The sequence below is a fragment of the Xenorhabdus kozodoii genome (genome assembly GCF_002632875.1).
Lineage (GTDB): Bacteria > Pseudomonadota > Gammaproteobacteria > Enterobacterales > Enterobacteriaceae > Xenorhabdus > Xenorhabdus kozodoii.
Genome location: NZ_NJCX01000031.1, coordinates 1 through 18,304, shown reverse-complemented (window position 1 = coordinate 18,304; position 18,304 = coordinate 1). Strand labels below are relative to the sequence as shown.

Genomic DNA, 18,304 nt, shown 5'->3' with positions numbered 1-18,304 from the left:
GTCTGGAGGTTAAGTGAAATTTGAGTTACAAAAGACGGATGGGCACGCGCGTCGTGGTCGCTTGATTTTTGATCGTGGTGTTGTGGAAACGCCGGCATTTATGCCGGTGGGAACGTACGGCACGGTAAAAGGGATGACACCGGAAGAGGTGAAAGAAACCGGGGCGCAAATCCTATTGGGGAATACTTTCCACCTTTGGTTGCGTCCGGGACAGGAAATCATGAAGTTGCATGGTGACCTGCATGATTTTATGCAGTGGCAAGGCCCTATTCTGACTGACTCTGGCGGCTTTCAGGTTTTCAGCCTCGGCGCTATGCGTAAAATTAAGGAAGAAGGGGTTCACTTCCGTAACCCAATTAATGGGACGCCGGTGTTTCTCAGCCCAGAAAAATCCATGGAAATCCAGTATGACCTGGGTTCCGATATTGTCATGATTTTTGATGAATGTACGCCATATCCCGCTGATTGGGATTATGCGAAGCGTTCCATGGAAATGTCACTGCGCTGGGCTGCCCGCAGTCGTCAACGTTTTGATGAGCTGGGCAATAAAAATGCCTTGTTTGGTATTATTCAGGGCAGTGTTTACGAAGACTTGCGTGATATCTCCATAAAAGGGCTGGTGGAAATCGGCTTTGATGGCTACGCTGTAGGGGGATTGGCGGTCGGTGAACCTAAAGAAGATATGCACCGTATTCTGGAGCATGTTTGCCCTCAGATCCCACAAGACAAGCCTCGCTATTTGATGGGTGTCGGCAAGCCAGAGGATTTGGTTGAAGGTGTTCGTCGTGGCATTGATATGTTTGACTGCGTGATGCCAACACGTAATGCCCGCAATGGTCATCTGTTTGTGACCGAAGGGGTGATTAAGATCCGCAATGCCAAACATAAAGAAGATACTTCTCCGTTGGATGAGCATTGTGACTGCTATACTTGCCGCAATTATAGCCGGGCATACCTCCATCACCTTGATCGTTGTAACGAAATTCTTGGTGCAAGGCTGAATACGATACATAATTTAAGGTATTATCAACGTTTGATGGCTGGAATTCGCAAAGCCATTGAAGAAGGCAAACTGGAACAGTTTGTTGAAGCGTTTTATCAGCAGGTCGGTAAATCCGTTCCGCCGTTAACTATATAATTTGTCGTGACTAATCAGTCTCAATATGTGTAGCATATTGGACTGGTTTTTGATCGAGCCACTGTCGATTTACAATAACACTGTGTTTAATAACACTGTTTTCGACAGTCACCTTTTCGATAACAATGAGGGAAATTTGATGAGTTTTTTTATTTCTGAAGCTGCGGCAGCCGCTGGTGCACCAGCACAATCTCAGGGAAGTCCATATTCTCTGATTATCATGCTGGTTGTTTTCGGTTTGATTTTCTATTTCATGATCCTGCGTCCACAACAAAAACGCACCAAAGAACATAAAAAACTGATGGATTCCATCTCCAAAGGGGATGAAATACTGACCTCTGGTGGTTTAGTCGGTCGTGTCTCTAAAGTGTCTGATACGGGCTACGTTGTTGTTGCCTTAAATGACACCACAGAAATAACTATCAAACGTGACTTCGTTGCCGCCATTTTGCCGAAAGGTACAATGAAGGCTATTTAATTTTCCGATTTTCCCGAAGGGAACTGCCGTGTTGAACCGTTATCCTTTGTGGAAGTATCTGATGCTGATCGCTGCGATCCTCATCGGTCTGCTTTATGCACTTCCCAACCTTTATGGTGAGGATCCGGCTGTACAAATCACTGGCGCGCGAGGTATCGCCGCCAGTGAACAAACGCTGGACCAAGTCCGTAATGTTTTAGAAAAAGATCAAATCAAGAGCAAGTCTATTGTACTGGAAAATGGCGCAATTCTTGCTCGTTTCAATAGCACTGATGTGCAGCTCCGTGCGCGTGAAGCTCTGGTTTCCGCACTGGGTGAACAGTATGTTGTGGCATTGAACCTCGCGCCTGCAACACCTATTTGGCTAAGAACCGTCGGTGCTGAACCGATGAAACTGGGGCTTGATTTACGTGGTGGTGTTCACTTCTTGATGGAAGTGGATATGGAAACCGCGTTGGGCAAATTGCAGGAACAGAATGTTGATAGCCTGCGCTCCGAACTGCGTGATCAGGGCATCCCTTATTCTACTGTCCGTAAAACGGATAATTATGGGGTCGAAGTTCGTTTCCGTGATAACGATGCACGCGCAAAAGCGGAAAACTATCTTGAACCTCGCCACCGTGATTTGGTGTTCTCCAACGAAGCAAACAGCACACTGAAAGTGGTCATGAGTGATGAACGTCTGCGTGAAGCCCGCTCTTATGCGGTACAGCAAAACATCACTATCTTGCGTAACCGTGTCAACCAATTGGGGGTTGCGGAACCACTGGTTCAACGTCAAGGTGCAGACCGCATCGTTGTTGAGCTGCCGGGTATTCAGGATACGGCGCGTGCGAAAGAAATCCTGGGGGCAACCGCAACTCTGGAATTCCGTCTGGTCAATACCAATGTTGACCAAAACGTCGTGCAATATGGCCGTATTCCGGCTGATTCAGAAGTGAAATATAGCCGTGATGGCAGCCCGGTTGTGCTGTACAAGCGGGTTATCCTGACAGGTGACCATATCACCGATTCTACCTCCAGTACTGATGAGAATGGTTACCCGCAGGTGAACATTTCTCTGGATAGTGTGGGTGGAACGGCGATGTCTAATTTCACCAAAGATAATTTGCAAAAACCCATGGCAACGCTGTTTGTGGAATATAAGGACAGCGGCAAGAAAGATGCCAATGGGCGCGCGATTTTGGTTAAGCAAGAAGAAGTTATCAACATTGCCACTATTCAGTCACGCTTGGGTAACAGTTTCCGCATTACCGGTATTAATAATCCGGCTGAAGCTCGTCAGTTATCGTTGTTACTGCGTGCGGGGGCGTTGATTGCGCCAATCCAGATTGTGGAAGAGCGTACTATTGGGCCAACTCTGGGCATGCAGAATATTGAACAGGGTCTTGAGGCTTGTCTGTGGGGCCTGATTGCTTCCATCGTATTTATGGTGATTTACTACCGCAAGTTTGGTCTGATTGCGAGTTCTGCGTTATTGGTTAACTTGGTGCTGATTGTCGGCATTATGTCCCTGTTGCCAGGGGCGACGCTAACCATGCCAGGGATTGCCGGTATCGTCTTGACCCTTGCTGTCGCCGTGGATGCAAACGTATTGATCAATGAACGTATCAAAGAAGAGTTGCGCAATGGCCGCACGGTACAACAAGCCATTCATGAAGGCTACAAAGGCGCGTTCTCCAGTATCATCGACGCAAACCTGACGACGCTGATTACGGCTATTATTTTGTATGCGATGGGGACGGGTTCGATCAAGGGCTTCGCGATCACCACCAGTATCGGTGTGGCGACTTCAATGTTCACTGCGATTGTGGGAACACGTGCAATCGTGAACTTGCTCTACGGTGGCAAGCGTATCAACAAGTTGTCAATTTAAGGAGCACGTTGTGGCACAGGATTATACTGTTGAACAATTAAACTACGGGCGTAAAGTTATCGACTTTATGCGCTGGGACAACGTTGCCTTTGGGATCTCGTTCCTGCTGTTGATCGCTTCCATCATCATGGTAGGAACGCGTGGGTTTAACTGGGGGCTTGATTTTACCGGTGGTACGGTCATTGAGGTGAACCTGAGCAAACCCGCGGATCTGGATAAGATGCGTGAGAGCCTGACCCAGAATGGTTTTGCTGAACCCCTTTTGCAAAATTTTGGCAGCAGCCGTGATGTAATAGTGCGTATGCCGCCTGCGGAGGGGAACGCAGGGCAAGAGCTTGGCAATAAAATTATCTCGGTGATTAATCAGGATATTGATAAAGAGGCCAAAGTTAAACGGATCGAATTCGTTGGTCCAAGTGTGGGAAACGAACTGGCACAAACCGGCGCGATGGCATTACTGGTTGCACTGATCTGTATCCTGATTTACGTCGGTTTCCGCTTTGAGTGGCGCCTGGCATTGGGAGCCGTAATTGCACTTGCGCATGACGTGATGATCACACTGGGTATCCTATCGTTGTTCCGGATCGAAATTGACCTGACGATTGTTGCATCGTTGATGTCCGTTATCGGCTATTCATTGAACGATAGCATCGTTGTGTCGGATCGTATCCGTGAGAACTTCCGTAAGATACGCCGTGGTACGTCGTATGAAATCACCAACATTTCCCTGACCCAGACCTTAAGCCGTACCATCATGACTTCCGCAACCACATTGCTGGTGGTATTGATGCTGTACATTTTCGGTGGCGAAATGTTAAAGGGCTTCTCACTGGTCATGTTAATCGGTGTTTCTATCGGCACAATTTCTTCCATCTATGTGGCTTCTGCACTGGCCTTAAAGTTGGGCATGAAGCGTGAACATTTGATCCAGCAGAAAGTGGAGAAAGAAGGGGCAGATCAGCCTTCCATTCTTCCTTGATTAGAGCACTGATATCGCTTAAACGCCCTGTGAGTACTTACTGACAGGGTGTTTTTCACAATCACTTCAAGGTACACTGTTATCCCATCGGTTAACTGTCAGGAAACGATATGCATTGCCCATTTTGCGCAGCCGTTGATACTAAAGTTATTGATTCCCGTCTGGTAGGGGATGGCTCACAAGTGCGCCGTCGCCGTCAGTGCCTGGAATGTCATGAACGCTTCACGACGTTTGAAGTTGCAGAACTGGTGATGCCGCGAGTTATTAAAAGTGATGATATTCGAGAGCCTTTCGACGAAGAAAAATTGCGACGTGGAATGCAGAAGGCACTGGAAAAGCGCCCTGTCAGCTCAGATGATGTGGAGATAGCCATCAGCCACATTAAATCACAAGTACGGGCAACAGGAGAGCGTGAAATTCCCGCCAAAATGATCGGAAACTTTGTTATGGATGCACTGAAAAAATTGGATAAAGTGGCCTATATCCGTTTTGCATCTGTTTATCGCAGCTTTGAAGATGTGCGCGAATTCGGTGAAGAGATTGCCAGGCTGCAAGACTAAATCCGATAACCCTTATTAAAAAAATAACACTGACTAAATGCTATGACACTTGATGAAACATATATGTCCAGAGCGTTAGAGCTTGCGCAACAAGGACGCTTTACAACCTCCCCAAATCCGAATGTAGGTTGTGTCATCGTTAAAGATGAGCAGATAGTCGGGGAAGGTTTTCATTTGCGGGCGGGTGCACCTCACGCCGAAGTGCATGCCCTTCGTATGGCTGGCGAAAAAGCGAAAGGTGCGACAGCTTACGTCACTCTTGAACCCTGTAGTCACCACGGAAAAACCCCGCCTTGTGCCGATGCTTTGATTGCCGCAGGCTTAAGCCGTGTTGTGGTAGCGATGCAAGATCCTAATCCTCAAGTCGCTGGGCGTGGCTTATATAAATTGCAGCAGGCCGACATTGCGGTTGAGCATGGTTTGATGATGGAACAGGCGGAAGCCCTGAATAAAGGGTTTCTCAAACGCATGCGTACAGGGTTCCCTTATCTGCAATTGAAACTGGGCGCATCATTGGATGGCCGAACGGCGTTGGAATCGGGAGAAAGTCAGTGGATTACCTCACCGGAAGCCCGTCAGGATGTGCAGAAATTACGGTCGCAGTGCAGTGCCATTTTAAGCTCCAGCGCAACGGTATTGGCGGACGATCCTGCCCTGACTGTCCGTTGGAATGAACTGGATACTGAAACCCAAGCGATTTATCCGCAAGAATGGCTCCGCCAGCCAATCCGTATCATTACGGATAGCCAAAACCGAGTCACACCACAACACCAGGTTGTCCAGCAACCCGGTGAATGTTGGTTAGTACGTACTCAGCAAGATCAGCAAGAACAAAAATGGCCTGCTCACGTCGAACAGATTTTATTGCCTGCCTATGGTGACGGTGTTGATTTAGTGTTGTTGATGATGCAACTGGGTAAGCGTCAGGTCAATTCTGTTTGGGCGGAATGCGGCCCGACGTTGGCTGGGGCTTTACTGTCGTTAGGGTTGGTCGATGAATTGATCCTTTATATCGCGCCTAAGGTGTTGGGAAATAGTGCCCGTGGATTATTTGCCATCCCTGAATTGCAAAAATTATCGGATGCGCCTGAATTTTCACTCTTTGATGTTCAACAAATTGGCCCTGATGTACGTCTTCGCTTGCGTCCGCGTTAGGTGTTTTGATTTAAGGCAAGCCATAAATCAAGACGCAGAGAAAAATAATGTGATAAGATCCGCGCCCCTGCGGATATGAATAAGGTATAGGAAGGCTATGAACGTAATCAAAGGTGTTGTTGCAGCTCCTAAAGCCCGCATTGCCATTGCCATTGCTCGCTTTAACAACTTCATTAATGACAGCCTGCTGGAAGGGGCCATTGATGCATTAGAACGCATTGGTCAGGTTTCTTCGGATAATATCACCGTAGTATGGGTGCCTGGTGCCTATGAACTGCCATTAACGGTTAAAGCGTTAGCTGAGTCCCAAAAATATGATGCGGTTATCGCTTTGGGTACAGTTATTCGTGGCGGTACAGCCCATTTCGAATATGTTGCCGGCGAATGTAGCTCAGGCTTGTCCAGCGTGGCAATGTCCAGCAACATTCCTGTTACGTTTGGTGTTCTGACAACCGAAAATATTGAACAGGCGATTGAACGCGCTGGAACTAAAGCGGGTAATAAAGGCGCGGAAGCTGCCTTAACCGCATTAGAAATGATCAATGTAATCAAAGCCATTAAAGGCTGAGTTTTTAGTTTTAATTAAGGGGAATTTTGTGAAACCTGCTGCTCGTCGTCGTGCTCGTGAGTGTGCTGTTCAGGCAATATATTCGTGGCAATTATCCAAAAACAGCATTGCTGATGTTGAATTGCAGTTTCTGTCAGAGCAGGATGTAACCGGTGTTGATATCACCTATTTCCGTGAATTATTGTCCGGAGTAGCGGTCAATGCTACAAAATTGGATGCTTTGATGATGCCTTACCTTTCCCGTCAGCTCGAAGAGTTAGGTCAGGTGGAAAAAGCCATTTTGCGCGTTGCGATGTTTGAACTAAGCTTTCGTGATGATGTTCCCTACAAAGTGGCTATTAATGAAGGCATCGAACTGGCAAAAATATTTGGTGCTGAAGATAGTCATAAATTCGTGAATGGGGTGTTGGATAAAGCTGGCCCGGCAGCACGTAAGAAAAAGTGATTGCTTGCCAGGAGTTCCCCATTATAACTCGATGATTTTACACATGAGGCCGGATTTCCGGCCTCATGTGTTCATCGTTAGTCACTGTTTTGGAATTCTACTATGGCATGTGGTGAATTTGACCTCATTGCACGTTATTTCAATCGCCCTTTGGTTCGCCGACGTGATGTAAACCTGGGGATTGGTGATGATTGTGCACTGATGACCGTTGCTGATAAGCAAGAATTAGCGGTAACAACGGACACGTTGGTTGCTGGTGTCCATTTCCTTTCTGATATCTCACCGGAAGATTTGGCCTATAAGGCTTTGGCTGTCAATATCAGTGATTTGGCTGCTGTTGGAGCCGATCCTGCCTGGGCATCGTTGGCGTTAACGTTGCCTGACATCAATGAGGATTGGTTAAAACGGTTTAGTGATAGCCTGTTTGAACAATTGAGCTATTACGGTATGCAGTTAATTGGTGGGGATACGACAAAAGGCCCCATGAGTTTGACGCTAACCGTACATGGATTGGTGCCGGCTGGCAGGGCATTGCGCCGTACTGGTGCGAAGAACGGTGATTGGATTTATGTCACCGGAACATTGGGTGACAGTGCGGCAGGGCTGGCCTTGTTGCAAGGGCATCTGACTCTGGACGATCCGGCAATCCACAACTGGCTACTTAAGCGCCACCTTCGTCCACAACCCCGGGTTTTACAAGGGCAGGCACTCCGTGATCTCGCTTCTTCCGCGATTGACCTGTCGGATGGCTTGATTTCTGACCTCAACCATATTCTGACCGCGAGCCAATGTGGTGCACGTATTAATCTGGATGCGTTGCCTTATTCAGAAGCAATGCAGCAATATATCCCAAATGAACAGGCATTAACATGGGCGCTGAGTGGTGGGGAAGATTATGAGTTGTGCTTCACTGTCCCTGAGCTAAACCGTGGCGCGTTAAATATGGCATTGGCCCATTCGGGGGCGAGTTTTTGCTGTATTGGGCAAATCAGGCCAGAATCAGAAGGTATCCGCTATTTTAACGATAACAAAGAAATTGAGTTGGATCTGAGCGGCTTTGACCATTTTAAAACAGATAAAAAACCGGTAGTACCTTGTTCGGCTACACACCAGGAAGCAAACGACCAAACGGAGGGGACGCATGGATGATGCAAAACGCCACTTAAAAATGAGTAACCCTTGGCATTTATTGGCTACGGGATTCGGTAGTGGCTTATCGCCGATTATACCTGGCACCATGGGTTCAGTGGCGGCAATCCCTTTCTGGTTACTGTTGGTGCAGCTCCCGACATGGGGAATTTGGTTGGCTATTGTGTTGGGAACGGTTATTGGCTGTGTGATTTGCCAGAAAGCTGCCGATGCCATGAAGGTAGACGATCCTGGTTGTGTCGTCTGGGATGAATTCATTGGCATGTGGCTCACGCTGATGGCGATCCCTGTGCTTAACTGGCAATGGGTTTTGGTTGGTTTTGTCGTATTCCGTATTTTTGATATGTGGAAGCCGTGGCCGATTTGTTGGTTTGACCGCTATGTGAAAGGCGGGATCGGCATTATGTTGGATGATATTATCGCGGCTATCTTTGCGGTTTTAGTTATCTGGCTTCTGAATGTCTACCCATTGTTACCTTTCTAAATTAAATAGCCACTGGAGCACAGTGGCTATTTTTTCAGTTTGTTGTGCCGCCTGCGATGGCAATATCGTTTTCATTCCTCAATGCTGATTCGATGGCGATTTTTAAGGCTACCGTGATCATCTCTACGGCCATACTTGGCGCATCAGAATATTTTGTTGCCTGCTCAGGTAAATAAGGCACATGGATAAAGCCGCTGCGCACAGCAGGGGCATGTTGAGTTAAATAATGGAGCAAACCGTACATAACATGGTTGCAAACGAAGGTTCCCGCAGTTTGGGAGACTTTGGCGGGAATTCCCACACGCTTTAACTCATCGACGATTGCCTTGATGGGCAAGGTAGCAAAATAAGCCGTAGGGCCGCCAATAATGACAGGAGTATCAACGGGTTGTTTGCCAGCATTATCAGGAATACGGGCATCGTTAATATTGATTGCGACGCGCTCTACGCTGATATTCGATCTGTTTCCAGCTTCCCCCACCGCAATGACTATTTCTGGTTTGACGTGTTCAATTGTTGCATAGAGATGCTTCAGGGATGTATCGAAAACGCAAGGCAGTTGGCAAACTTCAATATTTGCCTCCGCAATTTGACACCCTTGCAATGGCCTGACGGCTTCCCAGGATGAATTAAGGGTTTCACCCCCAAAAGGTTCAAAAGCAGTGACCAAAATAGTTTTCATGGTGGTTCCTTGTTGTTGCTTTATCAGAACATGAGGAAATAGAGCAGGAATACATTGGTAATCAGTAAAACGCATCCTGTGGGAATTTGTGCTTTGATGACGGCATTGCGATCAGGTAACTCCAGCAAAGCGGCAGGAACGAGATTAAAATTTGCCGCCATCGGCGTCATCAACGTACCACAATAGCCAGAGAACATACCGATGGCAGCCATAACGGCTGGATTGCCATCATGCTGCAAGATCAAAATAGGAATGCCAATACCGGCAGTAATGATAGGAAAAGCCGCGAAAGCATTACCCATAATCATGGTTAGCACAGCCATACCCAATACGTACGCTACCACGGCAATAAAGCGATTATCGATAGCGACATAATTTTCGGTCAGGTGAGCAATGACTGTACCTATGCCGGCGGTTGTAAACAGCAATCCGAGCGTAGCCAGCAGTTGTGGCAGGATAAATACACAGCCAATGGCGTCAAGTAAGCGGCGAGTCTCCTGTATGGGTTGTGTTATGGCATCACGGCTCATGTGTAATGCGATAATTAATCCTATCAGGCAACCGAGAGTGATTGAAAAAAGTGTCACTAAGGTTGAATGGTTTCCCTCTCCAAACACGGCTCGTTGTAAGCCCGGAATGTGGTTAAACATTAACACGCCAACCATTGTGACAATGGGGATCAGCAAGGCGGGAAAAAATAGCCGATTGCCAAGACGATCAGCACTTTCCTGCCGTTGTTCTGGGGTGCGTTGGTGATAATTTCCCAGCCGAACCCCACCGGTGCCTGCCAATAGTGCCATAAAAACAACCATCATACCGATAGCAATATGGGCCATTCTTTGAGCCTCGGCTTCATCGCTGATCCAGATAGCCATGACATGATGACTCCATTTCCCCATCAGGAAGATCAAACCGTAGAGTGCCCAAAACAGGCCGGTCGTTAAACGGCGCGGATTCGCTTTATCACGCCATGACATGATAGCGACAGCAATCAAAATGACGCCTGCCAGCATGTAGAGATACTGTAGCTGAAACATTATTTCTCCTCCTTGCTGTGCAGCCTGGTGTAATTCAAGGCACTTAATTCGTTGGCAATTCGGTAATCAAGGCGATATAAGCGCACTGAGTGGATGAGAAAAGCACAGATGGCAGTAGGTAGCCCCCAAAGGGCAATATGCAACGGTTCAGTTTGAATGCCGCCTGATTCCAGCATGAAATTATGCATAAAAATAATTGCCCCAAAGGCGACGAAAATATCCTCCCCAAAGAATAGGCCGGTATTATCTGTTGCTGCGGACATTGCGCGAATGCGATGACGTACGGCATCTGGCAACTTTCCATATTGATTTTCAGCCACGCCTTCTGCCATAGGTGCCAACAGAGGGCGAACCATTTGCGGATGCCCGCCTAAACTGGTTAAACCCAATGCGGCAGAGGTTTCCCGTATAAATAGATAGACAATTAATAAACGCCCGGTTGTCGCTGTTTTGATATGAGTAATGGATTTTTGGGCGCGTTCTTTTAAGCCATGCCTTTCCAACAGGCCAATGATGACTAAAGGAAACAGGATGGTCAGTGTTAAATTTAAGGTATTAACAAACCCCGAACCGAGCTTTTCCAGAATATCGGTGATAGGCATGTGGGCAGCCAATCCGGTGATAAAACCGGCAAGGGTGACGACCAGAACAGGATTAAACCTGATAATAAAGCCAATGATAATAACGGCGATCCCGATTAGGGGCCAAAAGTTGATGGTCTGTTGCATATTTCATTCCCCATAGCGAATGTCATGTTGTTTTGTTGTTGGTGCAAATTACCAGGATTGTTAATGTATTGTTTTTGCGTTGTTGAACAATAAATAGGTTGTGATCAAAAGATAGGCAAATAAAATTCGCATTGGATTGTAAAAGTGCAATGCAGATCACTTCCTGGATGAAAACGTGTTTACGGGATAAGAATGTTTTGCAAGCTGTCTGAAAGCTAGAAAGGAATAAACCGATATCCGTGATACCGTACGGGCATTAAATATCGGTATGATGGGTGTTTATTGGAAGGGTAGAATGGGCGGCTCAAACCAAAAGCCGGCTTTCAGGGCGCAAAAACCGTTCTGGCACATAAAGATCGAAATTATTCAGACGACAATACTCTTCTAATTGTTGGGCAGAGCTAACGCCGGCCTTTTTATATATTTGTGCGGTATAATTTTCGACAGTACGATAGGAGATATTTAATATTCTGCCAATCTGCTTACTCGTGTATTTGTGTAAAGAGAGAAAAATGACGTCCCATTCGCGTTGGGTGAATAAATGAGTCGGTGGTTGAAACATAATGGAGGCAGGAAGTTTTCCATGATATAAACGCGTTAATGAATAATCTTGGGCTTTCCACAGGTGATATATAATCCCTATACATTCACCATTTTCATGATAAAGAGGTGATTTTTCACAAAAATAAGAGGATAATGTTTTCGTTTCTCCCCAAATATGAGTTTCTAGTGAAACATATGACTTTTCATCTTGCATGACCTTTTGGTCATGATGGATATATTCTTTTGCAAATTCGGCACCGTCCCAAGGAAGTTCATCATCATAAAGCCCCTCAAAATCAAATGAATCAGAAAACCCTTTGATGACATTCAATGCCTTGTTACCATAGATAAAGCATGAGTTTTTATCTTTTATTCCCCAGGGATCGTTGCTGGCCGCGAGCGTGTTAATGATTTGAGGCGAAATGATGGTCTTCTTGCTGCTCATGTCACTATTCCTTTATTATTTTATGGGTAATATAATCAATTTAATTCTTTACTACCAACAGTAATAAACCGCTCAATAATATAGCAATCAAATTTATGCTGTTTGCAGAATGCTTGCAGATCTTCATGTCTGAAAATATTCAATTTTTGATAAGCGCTTCCGTTCATACTCTGCAATGAGTGAAAATAATTCACCTGTGCTCAATCCTGTGATGTTTAAATCTTCTGGTATATCAAGTAATTGATGAAAATACAGGTTGACATCGATAAATCTTGATTGGCGATCTTTTGCTCCCCAAGGTTCAATGCTTTTTTCCCATAGATGAATTAATTTCGTAGTGATATTATTTGTTTTTTCATATTTTATGTATTAACTATCAAGCTGTTTTTGATTGCTTTCTGGTGATGGTGAAATGATTTGACCCTATAATAGGGCACAACAATTACCCCGTCAAAGAGTGGATATTTATTAATTTTAATAGAGTAATCATTAATATGAAAAATAGTATCTTATTAGCTTAAGGCTGAATGTGTGTTAGGTGACAATCCATTAAGACAAATAGTATTATACCACCTTTACTCCTGATCAACATAATATTAACATTTTAATATTACCTCATTGTCACTGAGTGCTTAATGCTGTTTATTTGTCCTAAGATAAAAGATGGTCATTAAAGTATTTCATACGCTTCCAATATTTCTAAAAATAATTAAACTCTTTAGAAATGTCATCGGCTATAAAATCTATATAAATATCTGTTGCTCTATTTTTAGTGTCTTATACCAGCGTCATCTCCAGGGAAATCCTGTAACAATATAAAAAATAAATTTAAATAGGATATAGATATAGCATTTTTAATAACTAAATTGAGGGGTGAGGAAGTTTATATTATGTGTTCTAGTAAATAGTCTGGATTAATTACCTGAAACTTTTCATCGGAAAAGTTTCAGGTATGATCACAGAATTAAAGCAAAGGGTCGTTTCTCGAATGCCTTGTTATTCTTATGGCGTTAACTGAGCCAAACCACTAATTGCTTTTTCAAGGTATTGACGAGGGCAACCTAAATTTATTCGGATAAATCCTTTTCCGCTATCACCAAAACTGTATCCCATTGAAACGGCTATTTTGGCTTTTTGTAGTAATACTTGTTGCAAGGTATTATCATCCAACCCCAAATCGCGGCAATCCAGCCAGGCCAAATAGGTGCCTTCCGCTTTGGTCATTCGGCACCAGGGAACGGAAGAGGTTAAAGCCTGTTCGAACCAGCGACGATTTTCAGCCAGATAATTTTGTAACTTATCCAGCCAGGTCTCCCCATATTGGTAAGCCGCGGTAGCCGCTGTCATCGATAATGAGTTGAAGACATCTAACCCGTGAGCGTTCAAGCGATCAGTAAAAGCCTGCCGGAGAGCGGGGGCTGGAATGAGAAAGTTTGATATACGGAGCGATGAGAGTCCAAATGTCTTACTTGCTGAGGTGGCGGCAATCACATGGCTATGCCATTCACTGCCAAGATGCAATATTGAGGTGAATTTGCCCGAAGGCAAAATTAAATCAGCCCAAATTTCATCGGAAATTATCGTCGTGCCGTATCTTTTGCAGAGCATCAGCAACTGGAGCAGTTCATCACGATCCCAACAGCGGCCGGTTGGGTTATGTGGATTACATAGCAATAGCACCGGTGGCCTGTGTTGTTCCAATATGTGTTCTAAATGGCGATAGTCAATTTTATACCCTTCAGCGCCTTCAAGCAGGGGATTTTCAATAACCGTCCTGCCATTCATGGTAATAATTTTGGCAAATGAAGAATAATAAGGCCCTTGGACAATGACGCCTTCCCCCGGTTTACTCAGTAGTTGTATCAGTAACGCTAACCCAGGTACAACACCTTCGATTGATGTAAACCACTCCTTGTGTAAAGTGAGTTGATGACGTCTTGAAAACCAGTCTATCACTGCTTGATAGTAGTGTTCGTCACGCTCGCTATAACCAAAAATACCGTGGTCAATTCGGGAGGCCAGGGCTTGCAGGACTTCTTTGGGACATTGAAAATCGAAATCAGAAACCCACATGGGTAGCAGCTCTGTTTTATTGATGTGCAGGTAACGATCTAAAAAATCCCACTTAACGGAACCTGTATTGTGACGATCGATTATCTGGTTGAAATCGGGTGATTCCACGTTAAATTTCCTTTTTAATCAGGGTGTTTTCCGAAGTGGCTTTTGCAATACCGAAACCCGTAAAGCCATAAATAAGCGCAAAAAAGACGGCAGCATAACACTGGATTGCCCAAGGTAGCAGATCAAGCGTACTGACACCCAATGTCGTCGCCATGTAAATACCCGCAGAAGTCCAGGGGATCAGCGGTTCAATGACAGTGCAGCCATCTTCGATGGTGCGTGATAGGTTTTTGTTATCCAACCCCAATCGGCGATAAGCCCCCTTGAACAGCTCAGCCGGAATGAGAAGCGCCAGTTTGCCATCACAGGTTGCCCCAGTGAGCAAGATGGTTGCGGACAGGGTTGCAGCAATAAGCTGGCCGGTTGTGCGAACTGCTTGCAGAAGTTGGTTAACGATGATGGTTAAGGCGCCCGTGAGTGTTAACGCGCCGGCAAACGCAAACGCACAGAATACCAGCAATATTGTCCCCATCATGGAGAACATACCCCCGCGATTGAGCAGGCGGGGAACATCGCTAACGATCCCGGTGAGGTTGTGTCCCTGATCGGTGAACATGGAGAGATTGAAACCATCAATGAGTGCATTAAGGCCTTGTTTAAGGGTGAATCCTTGAAGACCTACGCCGATAACAATCGCCAATGTACAGGCAGCCAGCATGACGGGTATCACCGGACGTTTTGTCACGGCTCCCCATAAAACCAATATCGGAGGCAAAATCAGCAAGACATTGAAATGATACAGGCTTTCAAGAGATTGCAGAATTTCAGTGATTTTTTCAGGCGTTGCCACGTTATCTGTCAAGCTTGTATGGCCCGCAATAAGATAAACAATGGCGGCTAAAATAAAACTTGGGAGAGTGGTGTACATTAAATGTTGGATATGGCTGTAAAGATCAGTATCAGCAACAATGGCAGCGAAATTAGTTGAGTCGGATAACGGTGAAATTTTATCGCCGAAATACGCGCCGGAAACAACCGCGCCCGCTGCTGCTGCCAAAGACACATCAAGGCCAGCGGCGACGCCCATTAGCGCAACGCCGACTGTTCCGGCTGAACCCCATGATGTCCCGGTGCACACGGCAATAACGCTGGTGATAAAGAAAGCAGCAATCAGTATATATTGCGGGCTAATCAGCTTTAATCCCCAGTAAACCATATAAGGTATGGTTCCACTGAACATCCAAGTACCAATTAAACCGCCAACGCAAATCAATATCATGATCACAGGCATTGCCTTGGCCAGTTTTGCCACAATAGCATCCATAATGTCATTCCAGCGATAGCCTTGCCAATATGCCAAAGTCGCCGTTATTGCTGCTGAAATGAGCAATAAGGATTCGATACGCAGACCGAGTTGACCATAGCCAATAATTAACAACAACAGCATGGCCGCAATTGGCAGTATGGCGAGTCCCAGACTTAGTTTTTTCTTATCATCCATATAACAATTCCAATTTCAGGTAGTTAAGTTAAATTATTTTATTGAAAATACGGAATCTCTTATGACGAGTTCCGCAGAGAACATATTCACTTGAGGAAGGAGTTCCTTTTTATCACTAAGCTGTAATGCGAGATTAGCTGCCCGCTGAGCCATTTTTTCGACTGGATTATGTACCGTCGTTAAAGGTGGGGAGAGATATTGGGACATGACGACATCATCAAATCCAACGATTGACAGTTGTTCCGGTAACTGGATTTTCCGTCGATGCAGGTATCTCATCATACCGGCAGCCATCACATCATTGAATGTCACTGCCGCGGTAAAGTGGGTGCCACTGTTTAAGAGTTTTTCTGCTGCCTGTTCCCCACCTTCTTCGTTAAAGGGAACACTGATAATCCAATCGCCGGGGACTGTGATCCCGGCATTAGCCATTGCCGCATAGTATCCTTCCAGACGAAGCCTTCTATCATCGATCGGGAGATCTGACGTGATATAAGCAATTCTGTGATGGCCATTTTGGAGAAGATAGTGGGTTGCAGTTTGGGAAGCACTGATATTATCTAACCAGATGCATCGGTTAGCGATAGCCGGAAAATATCGATTGATAATCACTAATCCTGGAGTATGGGCGGCGTAACGTAATACATCTGCATCGCTCATTCTGCTGATATGGGCGACTATGGCTTCACATCCTTGATTGATTAAAAAATTCAGGGCAGATTTTTCGAGTTCAGCTTGATGCCCGCCGCTACAAACCATCAACTTGGCCTCTTTTTTTCGGGCCACTTTTTCCACTCCGCGAGCCAATAGGGAGAAAAAGGGATCGGCCAAATTACCCGTCAGTAAGCCCAGCATACTCCCGCATCTTTTCGCCAATGCCAGCGCGGCCGAATTGCGGTGATAGTTGAATTCACGCATCGCTTTTTCCACCCGTTCACGGGTGCCGGGTTCGACGTAAGCTGTATTATTAATGACACGACTAACAGTGGCGACAGACACTCTCGCTCGATGTGCAACGTCTTTCATCGTGGCCATGCTTTTTCCTCAGCAGTTATGTATACCAATCCAATTTCAAGTTGCCGCTTGCAAACCCATTTGAGTGTTGATACCTCCCCGCTGCGCGGGGAGGTATCAGACGCATCTTGAAAGGCGACGGGTATAAGATCAATATGAAGTTGGATCATATCCCAATTTATTTAGATTCTCATGGAGACTTAAATCACCTTCCTGGTTAAATGCCAGAGGATCTAAGACGCAGACATCATGTTTAATATAACAGAGCATGGCTTATAGATTTTAAATATTGAGGTGGAACATAGAGGTCATAGTTATTTTTTTCGCAAAGAGTTTTTAATTCGATCATTGAGTTTATGGACAGTTTTTCATAGATAACTTTAAAGTATCGTTCTAATGTACGATATGAAATTTCCAGTTTATTAGCAATGTCTTTATTATTGACACCACGGCAGAATAAAAAAATGATCAGCCACTCTTTTTCTGTCAATATATTGTTTGGTGGGCTAAGGTTAATAGAGTTAGCTATATTGTTTTTAATATAGTAATGCACAGAAAAATGATTGATCTCTTTGGTATGACCAATGATCCCGATACAGTGATTATTTTCATCCATTAGTGGATATTTTTCACAGAAATAGGGCTTGAATTGTTGATCGTTGGATTGAAAATAAGCACCGATAGAAGAGACTCGTTGCATAGATTGCAAGACTTCACGATCATGCTCTTCAAACAGATGAACAAGATGATTAAATGGCGTATGTAACTCTTTTTCAGTATATCCGGTCACATTAATGTGTTCAGGTAAATGATTTAATTTAATAAACATCTTATTTGCATAGATAAAACGGAGTTCCCTGTCTTTTACAAACCAGGATTCATGGCTTCTATCCCACATATTTGTTAATTGAGGGGTGATTTGACTCATATGTAACCTTAAATAATGATATACCTTGATTTTTCAAGTTGCCGTTTTATTGGCTTCAATCACCCCTCAACGACACGCCAGTCACATAGTAACCTATGTGATTTTGGATTATTTCCCTTGCTCCGTGAGGTAACTCGAAATCTATTCTCTGGTTTTGAGTTGGTCGTTATAGGTAGGATACCGAATTTATTTCAGATGGAATGTGAGAAGAGCTTGTTATTCATGTAACCGGTTTCATGAGGTGCAAAAATGTGACTTTTGTAGTGTTTTTTGCTCTTGTTTATCATCAAAAAAATATCAGTGCTGTCGAATTACGCTCTGAATCAGTGATTATTATTTAATTTTTAATAATTAACCCGAATTCTGGATAAGGAATTGACGAAGTGCCTGTTCCAAGAGCAAAGTTTTGGTGCACGCCAAAAACCGCTCTGGGGAGGAACAGGCAATGAACAAATTAGTGGAAATTTTCTGTG

General features: G+C 44.9%; 18 protein-coding genes. 10 read left to right on the top strand and 8 right to left on the bottom strand.

Translation table 11 applies throughout. The annotated features are described in order from the left end of the window. The first annotated feature begins 13 nt into the window (after positions 1-13). The 10 genes from tgt (at position 14) to pgpA (ending at position 8,832) form a co-directional block, all read left to right on the top strand. Positions 14-1,138 (top strand): tRNA guanosine(34) transglycosylase Tgt, encoded by a 1,125-nt coding sequence (tgt, locus tag Xkoz_RS16925; RefSeq protein ID WP_099143163.1) that lies wholly within the window; start codon positions 14-16, stop codon positions 1,136-1,138. 139 nt (positions 1,139-1,277) lie between these two features. Beyond that, positions 1,278-1,616, top strand: coding sequence for a preprotein translocase subunit YajC (gene yajC, locus Xkoz_RS16920; RefSeq protein WP_099143162.1), 339 nt, complete (start codon positions 1,278-1,280; stop codon positions 1,614-1,616). A gap of 28 nt (positions 1,617-1,644) precedes the next feature. Beyond that, a complete protein-coding gene (gene secD, locus Xkoz_RS16915) occupies positions 1,645-3,492 on the top strand; it encodes a protein translocase subunit SecD (protein WP_099143161.1) in 1,848 nt (615 codons plus the stop codon). A gap of 10 nt (positions 3,493-3,502) precedes the next feature. Further along, positions 3,503-4,471, top strand: a complete 969-nt coding sequence (gene secF, locus Xkoz_RS16910; RefSeq protein ID WP_099143160.1) for a protein translocase subunit SecF — start codon at positions 3,503-3,505, stop codon at positions 4,469-4,471. 110 nt (positions 4,472-4,581) lie between these two features. Beyond that, positions 4,582-5,031, top strand: a complete 450-nt coding sequence (gene nrdR, locus Xkoz_RS16905; protein WP_099143159.1) for a transcriptional regulator NrdR — start codon at positions 4,582-4,584, stop codon at positions 5,029-5,031. Between the two features lie 42 nt (positions 5,032-5,073). Then, positions 5,074-6,186: a bifunctional diaminohydroxyphosphoribosylaminopyrimidine deaminase/5-amino-6-(5-phosphoribosylamino)uracil reductase RibD gene (gene ribD / locus Xkoz_RS16900; protein ID WP_099143158.1), complete on the top strand. Its 1,113-nt coding sequence runs from the start codon at positions 5,074-5,076 to the stop codon at positions 6,184-6,186. Between the two features lie 97 nt (positions 6,187-6,283). Further along, positions 6,284-6,754, top strand: a complete 471-nt coding sequence (gene ribH / locus Xkoz_RS16895; protein WP_099143157.1) for a 6,7-dimethyl-8-ribityllumazine synthase — start codon at positions 6,284-6,286, stop codon at positions 6,752-6,754. 28 nt (positions 6,755-6,782) lie between these two features. After that, the gene (gene nusB / locus Xkoz_RS16890; RefSeq protein WP_099143156.1) at positions 6,783-7,199 is read left to right on the top strand and encodes a transcription antitermination factor NusB; all 417 of its coding nucleotides are present in this window, start codon (positions 6,783-6,785) and stop codon (positions 7,197-7,199) included. Between the two features lie 102 nt (positions 7,200-7,301). Beyond that, positions 7,302-8,348, top strand: coding sequence for a thiamine-phosphate kinase (gene thiL, locus Xkoz_RS16885; protein WP_099143155.1), 1,047 nt, complete (start codon positions 7,302-7,304; stop codon positions 8,346-8,348). Next, positions 8,341-8,832: a phosphatidylglycerophosphatase A gene (gene pgpA / locus Xkoz_RS16880; protein ID WP_099143154.1), complete on the top strand. Its 492-nt coding sequence runs from the start codon at positions 8,341-8,343 to the stop codon at positions 8,830-8,832. Before thiL ends, pgpA begins: the two co-directional genes overlap by 8 nt. A gap of 34 nt (positions 8,833-8,866) precedes the next feature. On the opposite strand, the gene pcp is transcribed toward pgpA, so the two are convergent. From pcp to Xkoz_RS16835, 8 genes are all read right to left on the bottom strand, one after another. Next, entirely contained in the window at positions 8,867-9,514 is a 648-nt protein-coding gene (gene pcp, locus Xkoz_RS16875; protein WP_099143153.1) for a pyroglutamyl-peptidase I, read from the bottom strand. Between the two features lie 23 nt (positions 9,515-9,537). Then, entirely contained in the window at positions 9,538-10,554 is a 1,017-nt protein-coding gene (locus Xkoz_RS16870; RefSeq protein ID WP_208615293.1) for a DUF979 domain-containing protein, read from the bottom strand. Beyond that, the gene (locus tag Xkoz_RS16865; protein ID WP_099143151.1) at positions 10,551-11,279 is read right to left on the bottom strand and encodes a DUF969 domain-containing protein; all 729 of its coding nucleotides are present in this window, start codon (positions 11,277-11,279) and stop codon (positions 10,551-10,553) included. The genes Xkoz_RS16870 and Xkoz_RS16865 overlap by 4 nt, the downstream gene beginning before the upstream one ends. A 304-nt stretch (positions 11,280-11,583) precedes the next feature. Beyond that, the gene (locus Xkoz_RS16860; RefSeq protein ID WP_099143150.1) at positions 11,584-12,267 is read right to left on the bottom strand and encodes a helix-turn-helix transcriptional regulator; all 684 of its coding nucleotides are present in this window, start codon (positions 12,265-12,267) and stop codon (positions 11,584-11,586) included. A 1,002-nt stretch (positions 12,268-13,269) separates the two neighbouring features. Next, entirely contained in the window at positions 13,270-14,448 is a 1,179-nt protein-coding gene (locus Xkoz_RS16850; RefSeq protein ID WP_099143149.1) for a MalY/PatB family protein, read from the bottom strand. A gap of 1 nt (position 14,449) precedes the next feature. Next, positions 14,450-15,889: a Na+/H+ antiporter NhaC gene (gene nhaC / locus Xkoz_RS16845; RefSeq protein WP_099143148.1), complete on the bottom strand. Its 1,440-nt coding sequence runs from the start codon at positions 15,887-15,889 to the stop codon at positions 14,450-14,452. Between the two features lie 33 nt (positions 15,890-15,922). Then, on the bottom strand, positions 15,923-16,924 hold the full coding sequence (locus tag Xkoz_RS16840) for a LacI family DNA-binding transcriptional regulator (RefSeq protein WP_099143147.1): 1,002 nt from the start codon (positions 16,922-16,924) through the stop codon (positions 15,923-15,925). Positions 16,925-17,156: 232 nt separating this feature from the next. After that, complete coding sequence (locus tag Xkoz_RS16835) at positions 17,157-17,831, bottom strand: helix-turn-helix transcriptional regulator (protein WP_099143146.1); 675 nt, start codon at positions 17,829-17,831, stop codon at positions 17,157-17,159. Positions 17,832-18,304 lie beyond the last annotated feature (473 nt).

Coding starts and splice junctions, on each gene's coding strand:
- yajC (WP_099143162.1), top strand. CDS start 1,278: ATGAGTTTTTTTATTTCTGAAGCTGCGGCAGCCGCTGGTGCACCAGCA.
- nrdR (WP_099143159.1), top strand. CDS start 4,582: ATGCATTGCCCATTTTGCGCAGCCGTTGATACTAAAGTTATTGATTCC.
- ribD (WP_099143158.1), top strand. CDS start 5,074: ATGACACTTGATGAAACATATATGTCCAGAGCGTTAGAGCTTGCGCAA.
- ribH (WP_099143157.1), top strand. CDS start 6,284: ATGAACGTAATCAAAGGTGTTGTTGCAGCTCCTAAAGCCCGCATTGCC.
- thiL (WP_099143155.1), top strand. CDS start 7,302: ATGGCATGTGGTGAATTTGACCTCATTGCACGTTATTTCAATCGCCCT.
- pgpA (WP_099143154.1), top strand. CDS start 8,341: ATGGATGATGCAAAACGCCACTTAAAAATGAGTAACCCTTGGCATTTA.
- pcp (WP_099143153.1), bottom strand. CDS start 9,514: ATGAAAACTATTTTGGTCACTGCTTTTGAACCTTTTGGGGGTGAAACC.
- Xkoz_RS16865 (WP_099143151.1), bottom strand. CDS start 11,279: ATGCAACAGACCATCAACTTTTGGCCCCTAATCGGGATCGCCGTTATT.
- Xkoz_RS16860 (WP_099143150.1), bottom strand. CDS start 12,267: ATGAGCAGCAAGAAGACCATCATTTCGCCTCAAATCATTAACACGCTC.
- nhaC (WP_099143148.1), bottom strand. CDS start 15,889: ATGGATGATAAGAAAAAACTAAGTCTGGGACTCGCCATACTGCCAATT.
- Xkoz_RS16840 (WP_099143147.1), bottom strand. CDS start 16,924: ATGGCCACGATGAAAGACGTTGCACATCGAGCGAGAGTGTCTGTCGCC.
- Xkoz_RS16835 (WP_099143146.1), bottom strand. CDS start 17,831: ATGAGTCAAATCACCCCTCAATTAACAAATATGTGGGATAGAAGCCAT.